Source organism: Rhizobium sp. N731 (assembly GCF_001664145.1).
Lineage (GTDB): Bacteria > Pseudomonadota > Alphaproteobacteria > Rhizobiales > Rhizobiaceae > Rhizobium > Rhizobium esperanzae.
In genome coordinates, this window is sequence record NZ_CP013601.1 from 3,014,398 (window position 1) to 3,031,248 (window position 16,851).

The 16,851-nt window shown below is 60.8% G+C and carries 24 protein-coding genes and 1 tRNA gene; 8 read left to right on the forward strand and 17 right to left on the reverse strand.

Going from position 1 to position 16,851, the window contains the following annotated elements; translation table 11 throughout:
* Nucleotides 1-444: 444 nt before the first annotated feature.
* Nucleotides 445-639, reverse strand: a complete 195-nt coding sequence (locus AMK02_RS14840; RefSeq protein ID WP_020921837.1) for a hypothetical protein — start codon at nucleotides 637-639, stop codon at nucleotides 445-447.
* Between the two features lie 122 nt (nucleotides 640-761).
* Here AMK02_RS14840 and AMK02_RS14845 point away from each other — a divergent pair, with 122 nt between their 5' ends.
* The 3 genes from AMK02_RS14845 (at nucleotide 762) to AMK02_RS14855 (ending at nucleotide 2,554) form a co-directional block, all read left to right on the forward strand.
* A complete protein-coding gene (locus AMK02_RS14845; protein ID WP_064806251.1) occupies nucleotides 762-1,487 on the forward strand; it encodes a LuxR family transcriptional regulator in 726 nt (241 codons plus the stop codon).
* Nucleotides 1,488-1,700: 213 nt separating this feature from the next.
* A complete protein-coding gene (locus AMK02_RS14850; RefSeq protein WP_064803923.1) occupies nucleotides 1,701-2,366 on the forward strand; it encodes an acyl-homoserine-lactone synthase in 666 nt (221 codons plus the stop codon).
* Nucleotides 2,363-2,554: a hypothetical protein gene (locus AMK02_RS14855; protein ID WP_020921840.1), complete on the forward strand. Its 192-nt coding sequence runs from the start codon at nucleotides 2,363-2,365 to the stop codon at nucleotides 2,552-2,554. Before AMK02_RS14850 ends, AMK02_RS14855 begins: the two co-directional genes overlap by 4 nt.
* 130 nt (nucleotides 2,555-2,684) lie before the next feature.
* On the opposite strand, the gene AMK02_RS14860 is transcribed toward AMK02_RS14855, so the two are convergent.
* A complete protein-coding gene (locus AMK02_RS14860; protein ID WP_064803928.1) occupies nucleotides 2,685-3,053 on the reverse strand; it encodes a response regulator in 369 nt (122 codons plus the stop codon).
* Nucleotides 3,054-3,252: 199 nt separating this feature from the next.
* Here AMK02_RS14860 and AMK02_RS14865 point away from each other — a divergent pair.
* Nucleotides 3,253-3,328, forward strand: a tRNA-Ile gene (locus tag AMK02_RS14865).
* A 167-nt stretch (nucleotides 3,329-3,495) separates the two neighbouring features.
* Nucleotides 3,496-4,437, forward strand: coding sequence for a toll/interleukin-1 receptor domain-containing protein (locus AMK02_RS14870; protein ID WP_064803930.1), 942 nt, complete (start codon nucleotides 3,496-3,498; stop codon nucleotides 4,435-4,437).
* Between the two features lie 153 nt (nucleotides 4,438-4,590).
* On the opposite strand, the gene AMK02_RS14875 is transcribed toward AMK02_RS14870, so the two are convergent.
* The 3 genes from AMK02_RS14875 to AMK02_RS14885 form a co-directional block, all read right to left on the reverse strand.
* On the reverse strand, nucleotides 4,591-5,181 hold the full coding sequence (locus AMK02_RS14875; protein ID WP_064803932.1) for a hypothetical protein: 591 nt from the start codon (nucleotides 5,179-5,181) through the stop codon (nucleotides 4,591-4,593).
* A gap of 289 nt (nucleotides 5,182-5,470) precedes the next feature.
* A complete protein-coding gene (locus AMK02_RS14880; protein ID WP_064803934.1) occupies nucleotides 5,471-6,097 on the reverse strand; it encodes an outer membrane protein in 627 nt (208 codons plus the stop codon).
* Nucleotides 6,098-6,236: 139 nt separating this feature from the next.
* Nucleotides 6,237-6,428: a hypothetical protein gene (locus AMK02_RS14885; RefSeq protein ID WP_064803936.1), complete on the reverse strand. Its 192-nt coding sequence runs from the start codon at nucleotides 6,426-6,428 to the stop codon at nucleotides 6,237-6,239.
* Between the two features lie 252 nt (nucleotides 6,429-6,680).
* On the opposite strand from AMK02_RS14885, the gene AMK02_RS31750 reads away from it, so the two are divergent.
* Together AMK02_RS31750 and AMK02_RS14890 are read left to right on the forward strand one after the other, a co-directional pair.
* Entirely contained in the window at nucleotides 6,681-6,824 is a 144-nt protein-coding gene (locus AMK02_RS31750; RefSeq protein ID WP_164517803.1) for a hypothetical protein, read from the forward strand.
* Nucleotides 6,825-7,142: 318 nt separating this feature from the next.
* The gene (locus AMK02_RS14890) at nucleotides 7,143-7,883 is read left to right on the forward strand and encodes an SIMPL domain-containing protein (RefSeq protein WP_064803938.1); all 741 of its coding nucleotides are present in this window, start codon (nucleotides 7,143-7,145) and stop codon (nucleotides 7,881-7,883) included.
* 595 nt (nucleotides 7,884-8,478) lie between these two features.
* Here the strand turns inward: AMK02_RS14890 and AMK02_RS14895 are convergent.
* From AMK02_RS14895 to AMK02_RS14910, 4 genes are all read right to left on the reverse strand, one after another.
* Complete coding sequence (locus AMK02_RS14895) at nucleotides 8,479-8,826, reverse strand: hypothetical protein (protein WP_064803940.1); 348 nt, start codon at nucleotides 8,824-8,826, stop codon at nucleotides 8,479-8,481.
* 172 nt (nucleotides 8,827-8,998) lie between these two features.
* The gene (locus AMK02_RS14900) at nucleotides 8,999-9,304 is read right to left on the reverse strand and encodes a hypothetical protein (protein WP_064803942.1); all 306 of its coding nucleotides are present in this window, start codon (nucleotides 9,302-9,304) and stop codon (nucleotides 8,999-9,001) included.
* A gap of 311 nt (nucleotides 9,305-9,615) precedes the next feature.
* Nucleotides 9,616-10,038, reverse strand: a complete 423-nt coding sequence (locus AMK02_RS14905; protein ID WP_064803944.1) for a secondary thiamine-phosphate synthase enzyme YjbQ — start codon at nucleotides 10,036-10,038, stop codon at nucleotides 9,616-9,618.
* A gap of 99 nt (nucleotides 10,039-10,137) precedes the next feature.
* Entirely contained in the window at nucleotides 10,138-10,746 is a 609-nt protein-coding gene (locus AMK02_RS14910) for a DUF922 domain-containing Zn-dependent protease (RefSeq protein ID WP_189636972.1), read from the reverse strand.
* A 199-nt stretch (nucleotides 10,747-10,945) separates the two neighbouring features.
* Here AMK02_RS14910 and AMK02_RS14915 point away from each other — a divergent pair, with 199 nt between their 5' ends.
* On the forward strand, nucleotides 10,946-11,191 hold the full coding sequence (locus AMK02_RS14915; protein ID WP_064803946.1) for a DUF6894 family protein: 246 nt from the start codon (nucleotides 10,946-10,948) through the stop codon (nucleotides 11,189-11,191).
* Between the two features lie 18 nt (nucleotides 11,192-11,209).
* Here the strand turns inward: AMK02_RS14915 and AMK02_RS14920 are convergent, their stop codons facing one another.
* From AMK02_RS14920 to AMK02_RS14950, 8 genes are all read right to left on the reverse strand, one after another.
* Complete coding sequence (locus tag AMK02_RS14920) at nucleotides 11,210-11,608, reverse strand: DUF427 domain-containing protein (RefSeq protein WP_064803947.1); 399 nt, start codon at nucleotides 11,606-11,608, stop codon at nucleotides 11,210-11,212.
* Nucleotides 11,609-11,703: 95 nt separating this feature from the next.
* A complete protein-coding gene (locus tag AMK02_RS14925) occupies nucleotides 11,704-12,396 on the reverse strand; it encodes a B3/B4 domain-containing protein (RefSeq protein ID WP_064803949.1) in 693 nt (230 codons plus the stop codon).
* Between the two features lie 2 nt (nucleotides 12,397-12,398).
* Entirely contained in the window at nucleotides 12,399-13,289 is an 891-nt protein-coding gene (locus AMK02_RS14930; RefSeq protein WP_064803951.1) for a DMT family transporter, read from the reverse strand.
* A gap of 179 nt (nucleotides 13,290-13,468) precedes the next feature.
* Nucleotides 13,469-14,263, reverse strand: a complete 795-nt coding sequence (locus AMK02_RS14935; protein WP_064803953.1) for an AraC family transcriptional regulator — start codon at nucleotides 14,261-14,263, stop codon at nucleotides 13,469-13,471.
* 60 nt (nucleotides 14,264-14,323) lie between these two features.
* Nucleotides 14,324-15,052 (reverse strand): APH(3') family aminoglycoside O-phosphotransferase, encoded by a 729-nt coding sequence (locus AMK02_RS14940; RefSeq protein WP_237350477.1) that lies wholly within the window; start codon nucleotides 15,050-15,052, stop codon nucleotides 14,324-14,326.
* Nucleotides 15,053-15,105: 53 nt separating this feature from the next.
* Entirely contained in the window at nucleotides 15,106-15,267 is a 162-nt protein-coding gene (locus AMK02_RS31755; protein ID WP_176536208.1) for a hypothetical protein, read from the reverse strand.
* A gap of 96 nt (nucleotides 15,268-15,363) precedes the next feature.
* Nucleotides 15,364-16,449: a DUF930 domain-containing protein gene (locus AMK02_RS14945; RefSeq protein ID WP_335726321.1), complete on the reverse strand. Its 1,086-nt coding sequence runs from the start codon at nucleotides 16,447-16,449 to the stop codon at nucleotides 15,364-15,366.
* A gap of 75 nt (nucleotides 16,450-16,524) precedes the next feature.
* Entirely contained in the window at nucleotides 16,525-16,818 is a 294-nt protein-coding gene (locus AMK02_RS14950) for a GYD domain-containing protein (RefSeq protein WP_004677701.1), read from the reverse strand.
* Nucleotides 16,819-16,851: the final 33 nt, after the last annotated feature.

The following is a 16,851-nucleotide window of genomic DNA, read 5'->3' on the forward strand; positions in this document are numbered from 1 at the left end:
CGGCCTCGTCCTTCGAGGCCCCTGCGGGGCGCCTCAGGATGAGGGCGGAGAGAAGGTGTGGCTTGTCTGACGATGGCGGAGAGAGGGGCCGGCTTGCCTCATCGACTGCGGACAGAGGCGCGGTTTGCCTCACCGCAGAACGGAGCGGCGCGTCGAAGGGGAGCGTCGATAATGGCACAGTCCAACCCTTTCCCCGAACACCGCTGTTTCCGCTTGAAACACTTCATCAAGCATATTGGCACAAATCCATGGAGTACGGGTTTTTCTTTCACCCGCCTGCGACATTGCCGCTCGACACTCCCGTCGCAAAATCGGAAACGGAACAGGGATGAAAAACTGCGCATGCGCGAAGCGTGATTCCATCCGGCCGCGGCGCTGATTGATGCCCGGCCGGAGCCTCTCAGGTCGGGGAAAACCTCACACTGCCCGCCGGGGCGGACCATGTCAGAAGGCGTTGTTTTCCTGGCAAAGCGCCCGGTGGACCTCGGTCCAGAACAGCGCCAGCGGGGTGTCGCCGTTGCGTTCGGCAACAAGGGCGCGGATCAACGCTTCGGAACCTGCCATGTCCTGCCAGCTGGATTTCAGGCCTTTGGCGGCCTGTCGGCATTCGGCAATCTCGAACGGTCTCTTGCTGTCCATATGAGGTCTCCTCATGAAGGCGCTAGCAGGCGGCGGCCGGATTGTCATTCCCCGCATATGTGGGGATGCCTTGTATTTATGACGGTCCTCGCGGTAGGATTGAGGGAACTGGGACAATGGAAATGATCGAGAATACCTACAGCGACAAGTTCGAACCCGCTTTCGAACAGATCAAGGCTGCAACCAATGTGGATGCCGCCATCCGTATTCTCCAGGCCGAATATGGCCTCGATTTCGTGACCTACCATCTCGCCCAGACGATCGCGAGCAAGATCGATTCCCCCTTCGTGCGCACCACCTATCCGGATTCCTGGGTCTCCCGCTACCTCTTGAACAGCTATGTGAAGGTCGATCCGATCGTCAAGCAGGGTTTCGAGCGCCAGCTGCCCTTCGACTGGAGCGAAGTCGAGCCGACGCCGGAAGCCTATGCCATGCTGGTCGACGCCCAGAAGCACGGCATCGGCGGCAACGGCTATTCCATTCCCGTCGCCGACAAGGCGCAGCGCCGCGCGCTCTTGTCGCTGAACGCCCGCATACCGGCCGAGGAATGGGCCGAGCTTGTGCGCCGCTGCCGCAACGAATGGATCGAGATCGCCCATCTGATCCACCGCAAGGCCGTCTATGAGCTGCATGGCGAGAATGATCCGGTGCCGACATTGTCGCCGCGCGAGATCGAGTGCCTGCACTGGACGGCGCTCGGCAAGGACTACAAGGATATCTCGGTGATATTGGGCATATCGGAGCACACGACGCGCGATTACCTGAAAACCGCCCGCTTTAAGCTCGGCTGCGCCACGATTTCGGCCGCCGCCTCGCGGGCCGTGCAGTTGCGCATCATCAATCCCTGAGAATCGGAATCGATTTTCCGAAAATACGACGTGTCGATTCAAAAGCCGAAGGATCGCGATCTTCCCGGCTGCGCCTCGTCTTCGCCTGTCGCGACCCCATCCTCATACTTTTGGGCTAATCCCCCCATCTGAGGGGGCCCATCTGAGGGAATTTCCGATCCGGCCTGCCTGAACCATTCTGCTCCTCACGAACTGCAAACGCTGGAGGGCAAAATGTTCGTTATCATTCAGGCACATGAGTATCAGAAACACGCCGCCGTACTCGAGCAGATGTTTCGCCTTCGCAAGAAGGTCTTCGCCGACCAGCTCGGCTGGGACGTACCCGTCATCGGCCCCTACGAACGCGACAGCTACGATTCGCTTTCTCCGGCCTACCTCGTTTGGTGCAACGACAGCCGCACGCGCCTTTATGGCGGCATGCGCCTGATGCCGACGACCGGTCCGACGCTTCTCTACGACGTCTTCCGTGAGACCTTTCCGGCTGCCGCCGATCTCGTCGCCCCGGGCATCTGGGAAGGCACGCGCATGTGCATCGACGAGGAGGCGATCGCCAGGGATTTCCCCAATATCGATCCCGGCCGCGCCTTCTCGATGATGTTGCTGGCGCTGTGCGAATGCGCGCTCGATCACGGCATCCATACGATGATTTCCAACTACGAACCCTATCTCAAGCGCGTCTACAAACGTGCAGGCGCCGAAGTGGAAGAACTCGGCCGCGCCGACGGCTACGGCAAGTATCCCGTCTGCTGCGGCGCCTTCGAAGTGTCTGACCGCGTGCTGCGCAAGATGCGCGCCGCCCTCGGCCTGACCCAACCCCTTTATGTCAGACATGTTCCGGCCCGCTCGGTCGTGACGCAATTCCTGGAGATGGCAGCATGAAACGCCTCGTTGAAACCGCAACACCGAAAGACATCTCCGCCCTGGAGCGCCATGTCCTCGCATCCCGCGACATCGCCACGCAGATAGGGGATCCCTTCCTCTCCTATCTGCTTTCGATGGCGCTGTTCACAATCTATGAAAAGAAGGCTCAGCATGAGAATGAGGCGCTGAAGAGCAGCTTCGGCTGAGGGTGCGGTCCCCTCCGCCGCACCTGAAGAGGGGCACGCCTCGCAGCGCCTCGCGCGCGGCCGCAAAACCTGTCCCCGTTTTGCGGCTGCGCGCCCCCGGTCACCTCGGGTCGTCAACACATCAGGGACATCATGCCATCAGGGAATCGATCGTCGCAATCAACGTGTCGTGCATATAGGGCTTCGGCAGGAAGGCGGCATTGGCGGGCAGCGCCATCGGATCGAGACGCACCATGCCCGAGGTGATGATGATGCCGATATTCGGCCGCATCGCCCTCACCCGCCTGGCAAGCTGGATCCCATCCATCGAGCCGGCCATGTTGACGTCGGTGAACAGAATGTCGACATCCTGCCGGCCCTTCAGCACCACCAGCGCCTCATCCGCATTCGCCGCCTCCAGCGCCACATGGCCGACATCCTCCAGCACATCGAGGATATTGAACCGGATCAGCGGCTCATCCTCCACGATGAGCACCACGGCACTGTTCGAAGCTACCATCTGCAATCGCCCTTTTCATGCGGAATCTGATTCGAATAAGTCTTTCCGCCATGCGAAGGTTCCAGTCCTTTTGCCCACGAAATACGCATCATCCACAGATGTTGTCCTGCCCGCTTGTGGCTCCCTGCAATTTGGGCTAGAGCGAACCGATGCTGCGGGAACCATTGCCCCGGCATCCAGGTGCCGTCACCGGCGCCAAGGGCCTGTAGCTCAATGGTTAGAGCCGGCGGCTCATAACCGCTTGGTTGGGGGTTCGAGTCCCTCCGGGCCCACCAATTCTATCTCGCCAACTACCCGGCAGCGTTTGAATTAAGCTGGACGAGTCACGGCGGCCTCCGCCTAGCAAATAAACGTGTGGGATCGATTTCAGACTACTTGGTGGCGAACGCGCAGATCGCTACACTAGATCTTCCGCTGACAAACTATATCCGCGAGGTCAACCTTGGCTATCACCGCCTTCATTTCCTACTCGCACGCCGACTCGAAGCATCTCGAAAGGCTTCATAAGCATATGGCCCAGCTTCTCAGAGACGAAGTCTTCGAGACGTGGACGGATCACGCCATCCTCGCCGGGTCGAAACTCGACAACGAGGTCTTCACGGCCCTCCGGTCAAGCCAAGTCTTCATAGCACTCGTCAGCCCGGACTATCTAGCCTCTAACTATTGCTATGAGAGAGAATTCGAAGAGGCGCAGAAGCTCGAAGCGGCTGGAAAGCTGCACATTGTGCCCGTGATCGTTGAACCCTGCGACTGGCTATCTTCGCCCTTCAGTACGCGCATGGCGCTGCCAACGGATGGCAAGCCGATACCGGAGTGGACAAACGAAAATGTCGCGTATCTGAACGTCATCCAAGGGCTTCGAGCCGTCGCGACATCCACGTACAAAAAGACTTCGAATCCTCTTGGCGAGCGCGCTACACCGGAAGTGGGCGGTCGCCGCTTGAAGATCAAACAAGAATTCGACACCATCCAGCGGCGAGATTTCGCGGACGAGGCGTTCCGCGTCATTCGAGAGTATTTCAAGACGTCGTGTGAGGAACTGGATCAGGCCGAGGACCTCCGCGCCCGTTTTGAAAACATGGGCGATAATTCATTCACATGCACTGTAGTCAATCGCGGCTACAAGGGCGGCCGAGACGCACACATCACTGTCCACAACAGCAAGGGCAGCCGCCATCACTTCGGCGACATCAATTACTCATGGCAATCTCATGGCGAATCCAACACGTCGAATGGCTCCGTTCAAGTTGATGCTGACGAGTACAACATGTTCCTGTCATTGAACGAATTCATCAGCAACGACAAGAAGCGATACGATGCGAAGCAGGTAGCAGACGCTCTCTGGCTCGAGTTCACCAAACAGGCAGGAATTGAATATGACTGAGGTCAAGCGCTTCCAATGCCTCAACTGCGGGCATCGATTTGAAATCGATGTTTTGACCACTGAGGAGAAGAAAGAGGCGAAGCGGAAGGACGAACCTGTCTATCCTGTCGCTTGCGCGCAATGCCGCAGGACGGATGTGAGGCCGGGTTGGGGTTAGATACCCTCCCCGATATACTGAATGGACCGATCTCCCTTTGTGACGGCATCAAAGACTTCTAGACCGGATGCCGCCAACATATCGTTCCAGATGGCATTCATGTCGTCGAAAGCTTGGTCGAGGAAGTCCTTTGTGACATACTTCTCCCATGATGCCTGCTGGAAAGGAAGGGCTTCCAGTTCCTCGTGTGTGGTGATCAGCTCGTCTTCCTTGCGCGTAATGATCTCAGGTTTGCCGTGAGCGAGCTGATCCCGTAGCGCCTTGAGGTCTTTCACTGTCTTGTAGGGGCGTTTCCCGAAATCCACCTTCAAGCCCACATGCTTGGCGACGATCTTAATCTTGGCTTTGATCTGATCCCGTTCGTCCCACTTCGTCGGGGCAAGCTTCCATCCGAAGAAATTCACATGGGCCTCCATCGCGAAGGCGATTATGATGAGGCATGCGGTCATCTCTAAGCCGACGCCTTCGCGGTCATCCTTCGCAAGCCGCTCCGCGATCCGCTGACGAAAATAGAAGGCCGTGTTGGCGAGATTATTGTGCACGAAGATTTCTTGCTTGTGGTGCAGCTTCACCTTTATCTTGCGCACGCGATCCCCCCGGTCTTCTGAAAGCGGTCATAGCATCCTTCGCCACCTTTATTGCGCCGCTGCGGGGAAGAAAATTGGATGAGTTGATCTTCCGCGGAATGATGGTTCAAACACCAGCGCTAGATCGTTGGTGGCGTCTGACCGAGCGCTTTTCAACCAGCTCCTGCCATCAGGCTATGAGATCGGGGGCCGATGCTACTGAGCAATCAGAGGATTTTGCTGACATTGCCATGGAACGCAAAAGCCCCTCATGGCGGGGCTTCTTATCGCTGATCCAACTTGACAGTTCTTAGAACTTCACGCCGATCCCGAATTTGAGTTCGTGCTGGTTGAGGTCGACATCGACACCGAGAATGTCTTTCTCGCCGAAGTCGTTATACCGATACTCGCCGCGGGCGAAGATGTTGTTGGTGATGGCAAAGTCGACGCCCGCGCCGACCGTGTAACCGTTGAAGGTCTCCGTTTCCTTGTCGGATCCCGGCAGGTCTACGTATCCGCGCGTGGCGGTCCAACCAGCCGCACCATAAAGCAGCGCCCTATCAAAGGCATAGCCGACACGACCACGAACAGCGCCGGCCCAATCAGTCCCGACATCCGCCCCCAGCGCTTCCTCTTCGTTCCAGTTGTATTCGAGGTTGCCCTCGATACCGACAACGATGTTGTTGTCGAACTGGAAATTGTAACCCGCAAATGCACCGAAGACGCCGCCGTTAAAGTCCTGAGAATCGCTGGCGCCGCCGGCGCTGAAGTCACCGTTTAGCCAACTGGCGCCGCCATCGATGCCGAGATAGGGGCCTGACCAGGTGAAAGCTGGCGCAGCCGCAACAGGTGCGGCCGGCACGTCCTGCACGGCATCCGCTGCAAATGCGCCCGTTGCGACAAGTGCTAGAAAAGTGGTGGCGATCGTGAGCTTCATGTTCGTGACCCCATGTCTTACAACACAACTGCAGGCTACAGCCTAACTCAACAAATAGCTGTAACGCCAAAGACACACTCGCAGAACCATACGGTAGAGAACATATCCGCCGAAGCGGTCGTGGCAAGTATCGCGGCTTCTAATAACTGCAAGACCGCCCATCGCCAGGTCTAAACCCATCGGCGCAGGCATGATTCAGGGGGCGACTCTCCTGATAGTAACCGCCGCTGATCGACGACGTCTGATCGACGCTTGCCGTCGTACAGGCCGAAATGATCGTTGAAAGGCTGATCAGCGTTCCGGTCGCGATAAAGGCGAAAAATCGGTTCATCTGAGGCTCTCCTTCGGAAGGGCAGGCCTTGCCCCAAGCCGGCAATCTACCACGCCGCGGCGAGAACCGGCGTTGATTCATGGCATCGGCTGCTCTTGCCGGCCTCTTGTAACGCTAAAGTGATCGCCTTTCCGCCCATCTTTTCAAGCCCATGCGCTGTCACATAACTGTCATGCAAAATTGCCCATTGTTATGGCAGCCTGCGCAAAATATATGCCGCCGGCTAACAAAAAAAAGAATGAGTGAACTGCCATGAGCATACAGAAACTTTTCAACCGCAATCTCCTGACCCGTTTCGTCGCCGGTCTCGGTGCGGTTCCCCAGCGCATTCGCGAAGCCCGCGAAGAGCGCAAGCCCGCGATTCATCCCTCCTTCATGGATGATTTCGGCGCCTGACGCGTGGCAAGCCGCCGCCGGCGGCTCCTAATCGAGCGGCGGCGGACAATTCTTTTCGGAACCAGATTCGATCGACCGGCCGGCCTTCGTCCCGCCCGCCAATCCTGCCGAACTCGACATAGCCGAGTGTCGGATAAGGAGGACGCTTTACCGTGTCCGCCCTCTGCCGCGGGCCTACCGGGGCCGGCGCAGCACCCCCTCCTCCCGCACCCTCACATTTTTCTCCCGATCCGCATGCGCCCCTTCCCTTCCGCCGCAATAGCTTCACAATCAACCGACAGAAAGCTCATCCGGGAAACGACAACTAGGGAATGAAACATGGCGCCGATTCTGTCCAAGACACTTGTGATGACTGCTCTTCTGGCCCTGCCGCTCGGCAGTGCCGCACCCGCCTTGGCGCAAGAGGCAAAGCCGCGAGAGGCGGTGATATCGGTGACGGGCGACGGCGAATCGGCCGTGGCGCCCGATATGGCCATCGTCAATCTCGCCGTCGTCAAGCAGGCGAAGACCGCCGGTGAAGCGCTCGACGAGAACAACAAGGCGATGAACGACGTGCTGAAGGCGCTGAAGGACGGCGGTATCGCCGAGCGCGATCTGCAGACATCAGGCTTCTCCATCCAGCCCCAGTATAATTATCCGCAGCCGGTCGACGGCCAGCAGCAGCAGCCGCAGCTGATCGGCTACCAGACGATCAACTCGGTCACCGTGCGCCTGCGCGATCTTTCCAAGCTCGGCCAGGTGATCGACCAGTCCGTCACGCTCGGTATCAACCAGGGCGGCGACATCCAGTTCACCAACGACAAGCCGGAAGCGGCGTTCGAAGAAGCGCGCAAGAACGCCGTCGCCGAGGCCGTCAAGAAAGCGAAAACGCTGAGCGAAGCCGCAGGCGTCAAGCTCGGCCGTATCATCGAAATCAACGAGAATGTGCCGCGCCCGCTGCCGCAGCCCGCTTATCGCGCCACGATGATGAAGGAAGCCGACGTAGCCGCCGTCCCCGTCCAAGGCGGCGAGAACAATTACACTGTCAGCGTCACCGTGACCTTCGCCATCGAGCAGTAAATGGAAGCGGCAGCGCGTCTATTTGAGGGCGCGCGATAGGCAGCAGATCCGCGGCAGGTTGATGCTGCGCGTTTGCGCCGGTGCCGCCGAAGACCCCTCCCCACAAGGGGGCGGGGCTTAGAGCTTTTCCGGGTTAGCTTGAAGCATTCTGCCGGGGCAGGGTTTCGTCAGGGCAGAGGCGATTGGCGATGGGCATACCTCCAGGTACGTCCGAGCCGATCGCCTCTGATCCTGGCGGAAACATGCCCGGCCCATCGGCCGCACCGCTTCGCCGCGGCGAAGCGATCAGTGCGTCCGGCGCTTTTGAGTCTTGCAGATTTGCCTGGCAAATCTGCGGGAGGGTTGACTGAAACGGGCCGGCTGATCGACCGGCCGGCTTGGCCGTAGAGCTGGGCTACGACGCGCGCCGGCCGGTCGACCATCCGACTCCGTTTGAGCCAACAGAATGCTTCAATCTAACCCGGAAAAGCTCTAGATGCCGCAAACTGCGCGCAAAGGAATCCCACAAAAGAAAACCGCCCTTGCCGATCGGGGAGACTGGCAAAGGCGGTTCTGGTGGCCGCACCGGGGAGACGAGGCCCGTATTCTGCAAAAATCAGCGGCGCAAAGCGGGGCAGCCGCGGACGTTGGCGAAGCTCATTTCGTCGGGGCCTCGGCGGGTCCAGCCCTGGACGATGACGCGGCGCGGGGTGATGTCGACGACGCGCGGACGGCGGAAGCCCCAATCGCGGGCGAGATCTTCGGCCAGCCGCGGATCGCAGCCGCGCGGGCGGCGCCGGTCGAAGCCCGGCGGCGGAGGCGGACGGCGATAATCGCGCGGCGGATCACGATCCTGATCGCCGATAATGATACTGAATTGGGCGGCCGCCGGGACCACCGTGCCGGCAAGCGTACCGGCGGCAAGCATGGCGGCAAGACCCGCCTTTGCCAGAAACTGCATCATCGAAAAACCTTTCGTTCTATAGTCGGTGCGGTCGAGCCGCCCTCCCCACTCTCCGCATCACGCCGAAGAGTCAGTGGAATCACTTATACAAACCAGAGAAGAGACGGCTGAAAGTGTCGCCGTCAAGGCAAAAGGGGCGGCAAGCGCATGTCGGCGCTTGCCGTTCCGGTGTTCAGCGCCGGATCAGCGGGCAACCGCGGACATTGGCGAAGACCATCCTGTCCCAGCCGCGACGGTCGCGCCCGGCGACGACGACGACACGCGGCGACATGCGGGTAATGTGGGCTCTGCGCAGGCCGAAATCGCGCGCCTTGCGCACGGCGTGCATCGGCGAGCAGCCGCGGATCGGACGATGATATTGCGCCTCGACGATGAAGTTCGTCTGCGGCCCTGCGGCTGCCGCCGTGGAAACAGTGGCCGGAATGGATGAGAGCGCGAGCACTGCGGCAAGGCAAGCCTTGGTGAGGAAATGCGTCATGGAGTGTCTCCGTCGATTGGTCTTTTAAGCTCTCCCTTCAGGGATTGCCTCGACACTAAACGCGGCAAGCTGAATGCTGTTCGAACTGGCCATTCAGTTTGCATTCACAAGAAGATGAGCGGTTTTCGACGGCTCTTCTTTCGATCGGGATTCGCCCGATCTCTCGTCCGAGGGAGACCGCTCATCACCCGCCCCCGTCCTTCGAGGCTCCGGCCTATGGCCTACGCGTCTCAGGATGAGGGCTGATCGGTGTGCCTGTGGCCGGTGGGTTGTTCGATGTGCCGTAGCTTCGGCAAAGACGCGCGGCGACCTCAGCCCCCGAGATGCAGCACGATTTCGCGCCGGTGCGGCCGGTCGCGGTGTTCGAAGAGATAGAGGCCCTGCCAGGTGCCGAGCGTCAAGCGTCCCCTGGCGACCGGAATGCCGATCGACACCTGCGTCAGCGCCGCCTTGATATGCGCCGGCATGTCGTCCGGGCCCTCGGCCCTGTGCACGACCCAGCCCATCGATGGATCGGAGGCCGGCGGCACCAGCCGGCGGAAGAAGGCGAGAAGATCGGTCCGCACGTCGGGATCGGCATTTTCCTGGATCAGCAGCGAACAGGATGTGTGGCGCACGAAGACGGTGAGAAGCCCCTCCTCCCGTCCCGAGGCGCTGACGAAGGCCTCCGCCTGATCGGTGAATTCGTAAAGTCCCTGGCCGCGGGTGGACAGGGTGAGGATTGTCTGGGGCACGGGCGCTCTCCGTCTCGCAATGACATTGTTCGCGAGTTGGCGCGCCATGACGGCCAAGTCAATGGCCGTCGCACGGGCAGATCGATGCCCGCCACCCGATCAGGGCCCGTTCACCAGCTTGAGGATGAGCTGCTGGATGTTGCCGCCGTCGCCCATTTCGACCTTGTCGAAGTCGCGGCCGCGCTGGCGCTGCCGCGCGGAAATCTCGCCGAGGCGCCGGGTCAGCTCAACCCTGATCTTCTGGCAATCGGGGTCATCGGCAACCGTGAAGCCGACGCTCATCGCCTCGATTTCCTTGACCATGTCCTTGATGGTTTCGCCATGCACCCGCTCATGTGCGGCAACGCCTGAAATGAAGCCATCCCAGCTGCTCTTGACGGCAGCCGGCAGCGCGGCCGAGGGCTTCGGCAGCGTGTAGGTGATGATGAGCTTCGGCCGGTTGGTGACGATGACGCAGGCATTGCCCTGCGGCTCGTATTTGCGGGTCCAGGTCAGCTTGAACGTCGTATGCGCGATCACTCGGCCGGTGACTCCGGCCTTCGGCCCGTGCTCGCCGATCGATTCGTAGAGCGCGGCACCCGACGTGCCCGAGATTGCATAGGGCCGCACCTCTTCCACTGCCTGCCATCCCTCGGCCAGTGCTGCCGCCGGCAGCGAGGCGAAAAACGCCGCCAACATGCAAGATATGAATTTTGCCCTCACGCGCATCCCCGCTAGCAATGTTTTGCGCGACCCTAACGGGAGCGGTCGAAGCGTTCAACGCATCATGCATCGGCAGGCATCATTCCAAGGTTCAGCGGGATGGCCGAACCATGTCGATCCGGCCAGTATTTTCCATAGGTTCAATGGCTAGCCCCGGAACAATTGTCTTCGTCGGTGATTTCCCTTCTGACGCGCAGGAAAGAACATGGCTCGCTACTATTTCGATCTACACAATGCGGAAGGTCCAACGCGCGACGAGCACGGTACCGAGCTCAAGTCTCGTGAGGACATTCCAAAAGAGGTGACCCGCATCCTGCTGGATGTGGCCCGCGACGAACTGCCCGCGGGTGATCGCATGACGATCGCCGTCACCGTCCGCGACGAAAACGGCGAACCGGTCACGGTTGCCAGCCTCGTCTTCAGCAACGAATGGCTCGACGTCCTGCGATAAGGGCTGACGTCGGCCGCCTCAGAAGGTGCCGGCTTCCGGAGAAGCCATTTCCTCGATGCTGTCGACGCGGTCGGGATAGAAGGCGAGATGGCCTTTGATGTTGCTGACGGCGGCATTCGGCGCTTCATAGGTCCAGACGGCATTCTCAGCGCGTTCGCCGCCCCGAATGATGCTGTAATAAGCGGCGTCGCCCTTATAGGGGCAATGCGTGCGGTGATCGGTGCGCTGCAGCAGCGACATGTCGACATCCTTACTCGGAATATATTGCACCGGCGGATAAGAGGCTTCGCGCAGCGTAAGCGCGTCGCGGCTGTCGGCGACTGTCCTGCCGCCGAGCGTGACGACGACGCGGCAGGGATTGTGCTCGACGGTGATCGGGTGATCCGGCCCGGGGATCTTGATCGATTTATCTGACATGCGGTTCGTCTCCGGAAGCGATCGATCCCGGGAAGATAGGGCGGGCATGCCGCCAGCCCAAGATGTAAACGCTCCCTTCACGGGCGCGATCCGCTTCAGAACTCGAAACGCGGCGATCCTGCGCTGAGCAGCGCCACTTTCGCCGCCGCCGGCCAGGCCTTCCCCAGCTGATCCGCGAGTGTTGCCATCAGCCTGGCGATATCCGCCTCGGCCGACGCATGCAGCGCCTCGGCAACGATCAGCACCGACCGCGTCGTTTGCCGCACCGCCGAAAGCCCGCTCTGTCGGTTCGTCCAGCGCCGCGCATGGGCGCTTCCCCCGCCATCGGCGAAGATCACCTCGTTCGGCTCGGGATGTTCGATGTCGCCGCCGAAAGTCAGATAGGTCTCATGCCCCGTTGCATGCCGCACCTCGAGATCACCGGCGATCTTTTCGACATCGAAGACGGCAATGGGAATGGCGAAGGCGAGCGAGACCGCATTGCAGAGATCGACGAGCGGATGCAGGCGCGGCAGCGCGCGCTCCTGGCGGAAGCGGCGCAGCAGCGCCTCGGAGGCCGAGCGATACTGCGTCGGCTTCAAGCCCATACGGGAAAAACCGCGCCGCCAGGCCTGGATCTCCGGGAACTCGCTTTCCTGGGCTTCCGCGAGGCGGGCCACGGCGATCGCGCTGAAACTTACGATCGCCTCTTCGACGTCTGCCGACGCGTCAATGCCATCGGCATAAAGCGCACCGGCGGCAAGCTCCGGAAAAGCCTGCCATATCGCGTCGGAATGGCTGAACTGCATGATCATTTCCCTTCGATGAATTTCTTGCGGCTTCCGGCAAAGGCAAGCCCGGACACGGCCGCCAGCACGCAGGCGATGCCGGCGATCTGGTTGAAGCCGATCGGCTCGCCGAGGAGGACGAAGGCGAGCATGACGGCCGAAACCGGCGCAAGCGCGGTGAAGGGCGCGGCTTCGGTGCCGCTCACCCTCTCTGCCCCCGCATACCAGAGCAAAAAGCCACCGACGGTCGGCACCAGGGCGTAATAGACGACGGCAGCGGCAGCGCTTTCGGCAAACCCATGAACGGGCGCCTCGAAAATGGCCGGAACGATCGAGACGACGAAACCGATGCCGGTCATCAGCGTCGACTGGGCAAGCGGCGGAATGTCGGCCGTCAGCCGCTTGTTCAAGAGAATGAACAAGCCCTCGCAGATGACCGCGAGGAAAATCAGCAGATTGCCGGCAAGCGACCCGCCAGTCGCCCCCGGCGTGAAGGCGATCGAAAACACGCCGGCGCTCGCCAGCGCCACCGCCAGAAGCAGGGCGCGCCCCGGCCGTTCGCGCAGCACCAGGATCGAAACCGCCGCCGCGACCACCGGTAGCGTGCCGATGATGACGCCCGCATCGGCGGCCGAAGTCAGGCTGAGGCCCGATATCAGCAGCGTCGTATAGCCGACACTCCCGGCGCCGGCCTGAATGACGAGGATGAGACGGTCGTGGCTGGAGAGCTTCGGTACCCGGGCGCCGCTTGCCCGCATCAGCAGGAAAAAGACGGGAAGAGCGAGGGCGAAGCGCAAGGCGGTGGCCGTGAAGGGCGGCAGTCCTGACGCGATGATCTTGCTCGCAACGACAGTGCTGCCGACCGTCAGCATGGCCAGCGCCAGATAGAAATAGCCTTGAACCTGTCTCGACATTCCGCGCCTCCGATTGGATACGCCAAGGAAACAGCAGCGACCGGCCGGGGTCTTGAACGAAATTGCAGGCGTATGACCGAAGGTGGCCAGCCCCGTCCTTCGAGGCCCCTGCGGGGCGCCTCAGGATGAGGCTGGAGAGAGGTCGCAGCTGCGGCACCACGGAATCAGCCTTCCACCGCTCAGAGAAAAGCGCCGGCATAAAGCCGCGGCGACAGTCCGTATTTGCGTACGAAGACGCGTGTCATGTGGCTCTGGTCGGCAAAGCCGCTGGCAAAGGCGGCTTCCGCAAGCGGCGTGCCCTCAGCGATCAGCCGCCGGGCGAGATGGATGCGGGCCTGGACGAGATAGGCATGCGGCGTCAGTCCCGTCGCCTTGGCGAAGCCGCGCAGCAGCTGGAAACGGCTGAGGCCGCTTTCCCGGGAAAGATCGGCCAGCGAGACGGCGGCAAGCGGATCGTCGTCGATCAGATCCCGCGCCGCGCGGATGGATGACGGCACCGGCGGCCTCTCCTCGCTGCCGTCGCCTTCCCGCATGACATGGGCGACGAGTTGCAGAAGCAGTTCCTCGCAGAGCAGCCCGTCGGCAGCACTTGCGGTCACCGCGCGAAACAGCGTTTCGAAGCGGGTGGCGATCGCCGCATCGCGAATGACGGGATGGGAGATTTCCGAGCGCTTTGCGCCGATCTCTTGCGAGAGGCCGGTGACGATCTCGGGATCGAAATAGAGGATGCGCCACGACCGGCGCTCGCCGATCGGCGCGCCGTCATGCACCTCGTTCGGATTGACGGTGATGATATCACCGGCCTCGGCCTCCACCACGCCGCGCCCGCTGAGCGATTTCTGCGCCCCCGATGAAACGAGGCCGATGCCGAACTGCTCATGCGTGTGCCTGGCGAAACTGTGAGGCGTTTCGGCTTCCACCGCTTCGACGCCTGTCAGCGCCGAGCGCAGCATCCTGAACTGGTTTTTCGGCATTTCACATCCGCAGGTTCGATGCCGTCAACTCTGCCAGCCGCGCATTGATGATGCAATCGTCTAGAAGAACTCGTCGAGCAGCTGATAATAACCGAGCCTTGCCGGATCAGGCGCCGGCAGGCCGTAACGATCGAGAAAGGGCTGCACCAGCGCCTCGCCGAAATTATAGGCGATGCTGCGGCAGGCGAGCGCAATATCCTGATAGCGGTCGGCGACGCCGAGGCGGCTGCAATCGATATAGCCGAAGAATTGGCCGCGGGAAGCGACGAAGTTCGGCAGGCAGGCGTCGCCATGGGTAACGACGAGATCCTCATTGGTTGGCCTCATGCTTTCGAGCGCGGCGAAAAGTTCGGCAGCCCTTTTCCCAAGCCGCGCCGGATCGAAATCCTCCTCGTCGACGATTCCCGCTTCCATACGTGCCTTGGCCACCGGCAGGCGCATTTCCAGGCGGTGGTCGAACGGACAGGAAGCAATCGGCAGGCGATGAAGATCGAGCAGTGCCTCCGCCAGCAATTCGACGCGCGCGAGCGGCATCAGCGCCGAAGCGCTGGCGAGATCGGTTCCCGGCAGCGCGCTCACCAGCAGCCAGTTACGCTCGCCGTCGCTTTCCCGGGCGATCACCTCCGGGCATGGCAGGCGGCAACCCTTGAGCCAGGCAAGCCGGGCCGCCTCATCGGCAAGTTCGCCGAACCGCCCCGCCGCCTCGACCTTCAGATAAAGCGCCGGCAGGCCCTCGCCTTCGAGCCGAAAGACGCTCGCCGCCGACCGGCCGAGCGCCTCCCGTTCCATCCGATAGCCGGACAGACGGGCAGCAAGCGGGCCAGGCAATCTCTCGAAAGATGTCAATGCAGCGTTTCGGCGGGCGCAGCTTCGACCAGGATCTCAAGGGCCTCTTCGAGGGCCGCCACCAGAATATCGGTCAGCTCGTCGCCTTTGTTTTCCAGGAACAGCGCGCTGACAGCTTCATCTTGACGCTCCAGAAAACGCTCGATCTCGTTCGACATATCATTGTCCCTTCTTCACCGTACCATCACGGCCATAGGGAGAGGCTAGATGCGGTTCCTTGCGTGTGGCTGATTGCGAGACGCACTCCATATCGACTACTCGCGTATCTTGTACTTCGCGTACTGGCTACGAGGAATCAATTCACCGAGTTTGAAGGTGAACGACAGAATTTTTGTGGCATCGGGATCAACCTCGCATTCGAACTGCATGCGGTACCAATCGCCGTCTACCCTGAAACGTCCCGTCTCCAGCACCTGAATAACTGTCTGATTGGTGAATGGCGGATAGCGCGGAATTTCCGGACCTCGGTATTTCGGCGAAACATGTTCGATTTGTTGCGTGAGCTCGGTCATGCATAATTCATTCATCCGTTCGCCGCGCGACATATTGCCCAAGGCTGTTCGTGCCACCGGATCGTCGGTCGCATACCGGGAAAATAACTTCTTCACTTCCGGTAACGACGTCTTGGACGTCTGAGCCGGCCGCGTCGCCGGCTTGGTCGCTGGCTTCTCAGTCTCGAAGCTCGTCCGCGCCTCTTCACTTGGCGACGTGGGCGCGTCCCGTTCCGGATGGATGGCAGCAGTCGCGATCTCCGGCAGATTCACCTCTTTGGGAATCGGATTGCCTGGAGGCTGATCTGCCGATTTGGCGCTCTTGGCGGCGTCCGGCAACCGCTCCGGCTGCATCTCCCCGGACGGGGGCGGAGGGACCGGGGTGTTGTCTATTTCGCCCTCCGATGCATTGCCATTTGCGTTCTTCGTCGGCCCGCTATCCTTGTCTCCAAACTCGAAAACAGGTGTCATCCCCTTCACTCGGGCGAGCGGCGGAGGTGATTTAGGCGAAGGTGGTGGAGGCGGTGGCTCGGCTTTTGCCTGCTGTTGGGCCTTTTGTTCCTCTTTCGGTTTCTCCTCGGCCTTCTTTTCTTCCGGCTTCTTCTCCTCCGGCGGCGGAACGAGCTCCACCTTTACGCTCTCGTCTTCGGGCGGTTTCGGTTCGATCTTCGGCAGGCCGAAAATAAGAAGGGCGATGAGCGGAACGTGCAGAAGCACGGACGCGCCGACACCCCAGCGGATTTCAGGCCGCTGTTTTGCCGCTTCATGTGCTTCTGCCGGTTCGACGTCTTCTTCTGCCACAGCAGCGATGTGGCCTTTAAAGCCGGCAGCATCAAGCCACAAAAGCAAAAAACCGCGTGATCGCTGCCACGCGATTTCCGAAGAGCCGCGCCTTAGCTAATATCCGAACCGGCTTGAGCAGAGTCAGCCGAGCGAGCCGATGAGATCCCGATAGGCAGCCTCCGGGAACGCCTTCAGCGTCTCGGTGCGGACATTCCCCGCCATGGCGAGCGACAGCGTAAAATGCGCCATCACCGCATCATCGGGCGCCTCGCAGACCGCGACCATGTCGTGTCCGCCCATCGTCAGATAGAATTGGTTGAAGGAGCCGCCGACGCCGGCGAGCAGTTTTTTCGCCGCGTCCAGCCGTTTTGTCGAGTCGCGAACAGTACGGATGCCTTGGTCAGTCCAATCGATCAAGAGAATGTAAGTGGTCATGTCGCACCTCCTAACGGAGGATTGGCCGACAGG

Excerpts from the sequence above, each read along its gene's own strand:
- AMK02_RS14940 (WP_237350477.1), bottom strand. The coding sequence starts at position 15,052 with ATGGAACGGGAGGCGCTCGGCCGGTCGGCGGCGAGCGTCTTTCGGCTC.
- AMK02_RS14840 (WP_020921837.1), bottom strand. The coding sequence starts at position 639 with ATGGACAGCAAGAGACCGTTCGAGATTGCCGAATGCCGACAGGCCGCC.
- AMK02_RS14925 (WP_064803949.1), bottom strand. The coding sequence starts at position 12,396 with ATGCAGTTCAGCCATTCCGACGCGATATGGCAGGCTTTTCCGGAGCTT.
- AMK02_RS14920 (WP_064803947.1), bottom strand. The coding sequence starts at position 11,608 with ATGTCAGATAAATCGATCAAGATCCCCGGGCCGGATCACCCGATCACC.
- AMK02_RS14860 (WP_064803928.1), bottom strand. The coding sequence starts at position 3,053 with ATGGTAGCTTCGAACAGTGCCGTGGTGCTCATCGTGGAGGATGAGCCG.
- AMK02_RS14880 (WP_064803934.1), bottom strand. The coding sequence starts at position 6,097 with ATGAAGCTCACGATCGCCACCACTTTTCTAGCACTTGTCGCAACGGGC.
- AMK02_RS14900 (WP_064803942.1), bottom strand. The coding sequence starts at position 9,304 with ATGACGCATTTCCTCACCAAGGCTTGCCTTGCCGCAGTGCTCGCGCTC.
- AMK02_RS14845 (WP_064806251.1), top strand. The coding sequence starts at position 762 with ATGATCGAGAATACCTACAGCGACAAGTTCGAACCCGCTTTCGAACAG.
- AMK02_RS31750 (WP_164517803.1), top strand. The coding sequence starts at position 6,681 with ATGAGCATACAGAAACTTTTCAACCGCAATCTCCTGACCCGTTTCGTC.
- AMK02_RS14910 (WP_189636972.1), bottom strand. The coding sequence starts at position 10,746 with ATGCGCGTGAGGGCAAAATTCATATCTTGCATGTTGGCGGCGTTTTTC.
- AMK02_RS14915 (WP_064803946.1), top strand. The coding sequence starts at position 10,946 with ATGGCTCGCTACTATTTCGATCTACACAATGCGGAAGGTCCAACGCGC.
- AMK02_RS31755 (WP_176536208.1), bottom strand. The coding sequence starts at position 15,267 with ATGTCGAACGAGATCGAGCGTTTTCTGGAGCGTCAAGATGAAGCTGTC.
- AMK02_RS14950 (WP_004677701.1), bottom strand. The coding sequence starts at position 16,818 with ATGACCACTTACATTCTCTTGATCGATTGGACTGACCAAGGCATCCGT.
- AMK02_RS14855 (WP_020921840.1), top strand. The coding sequence starts at position 2,363 with ATGAAACGCCTCGTTGAAACCGCAACACCGAAAGACATCTCCGCCCTG.
- AMK02_RS14930 (WP_064803951.1), bottom strand. The coding sequence starts at position 13,289 with ATGTCGAGACAGGTTCAAGGCTATTTCTATCTGGCGCTGGCCATGCTG.
- AMK02_RS14850 (WP_064803923.1), top strand. The coding sequence starts at position 1,701 with ATGTTCGTTATCATTCAGGCACATGAGTATCAGAAACACGCCGCCGTA.
- AMK02_RS14935 (WP_064803953.1), bottom strand. The coding sequence starts at position 14,263 with ATGCCGAAAAACCAGTTCAGGATGCTGCGCTCGGCGCTGACAGGCGTC.
- AMK02_RS14895 (WP_064803940.1), bottom strand. The coding sequence starts at position 8,826 with ATGATGCAGTTTCTGGCAAAGGCGGGTCTTGCCGCCATGCTTGCCGCC.
- AMK02_RS14890 (WP_064803938.1), top strand. The coding sequence starts at position 7,143 with ATGGCGCCGATTCTGTCCAAGACACTTGTGATGACTGCTCTTCTGGCC.
- AMK02_RS14885 (WP_064803936.1), bottom strand. The coding sequence starts at position 6,428 with ATGAACCGATTTTTCGCCTTTATCGCGACCGGAACGCTGATCAGCCTT.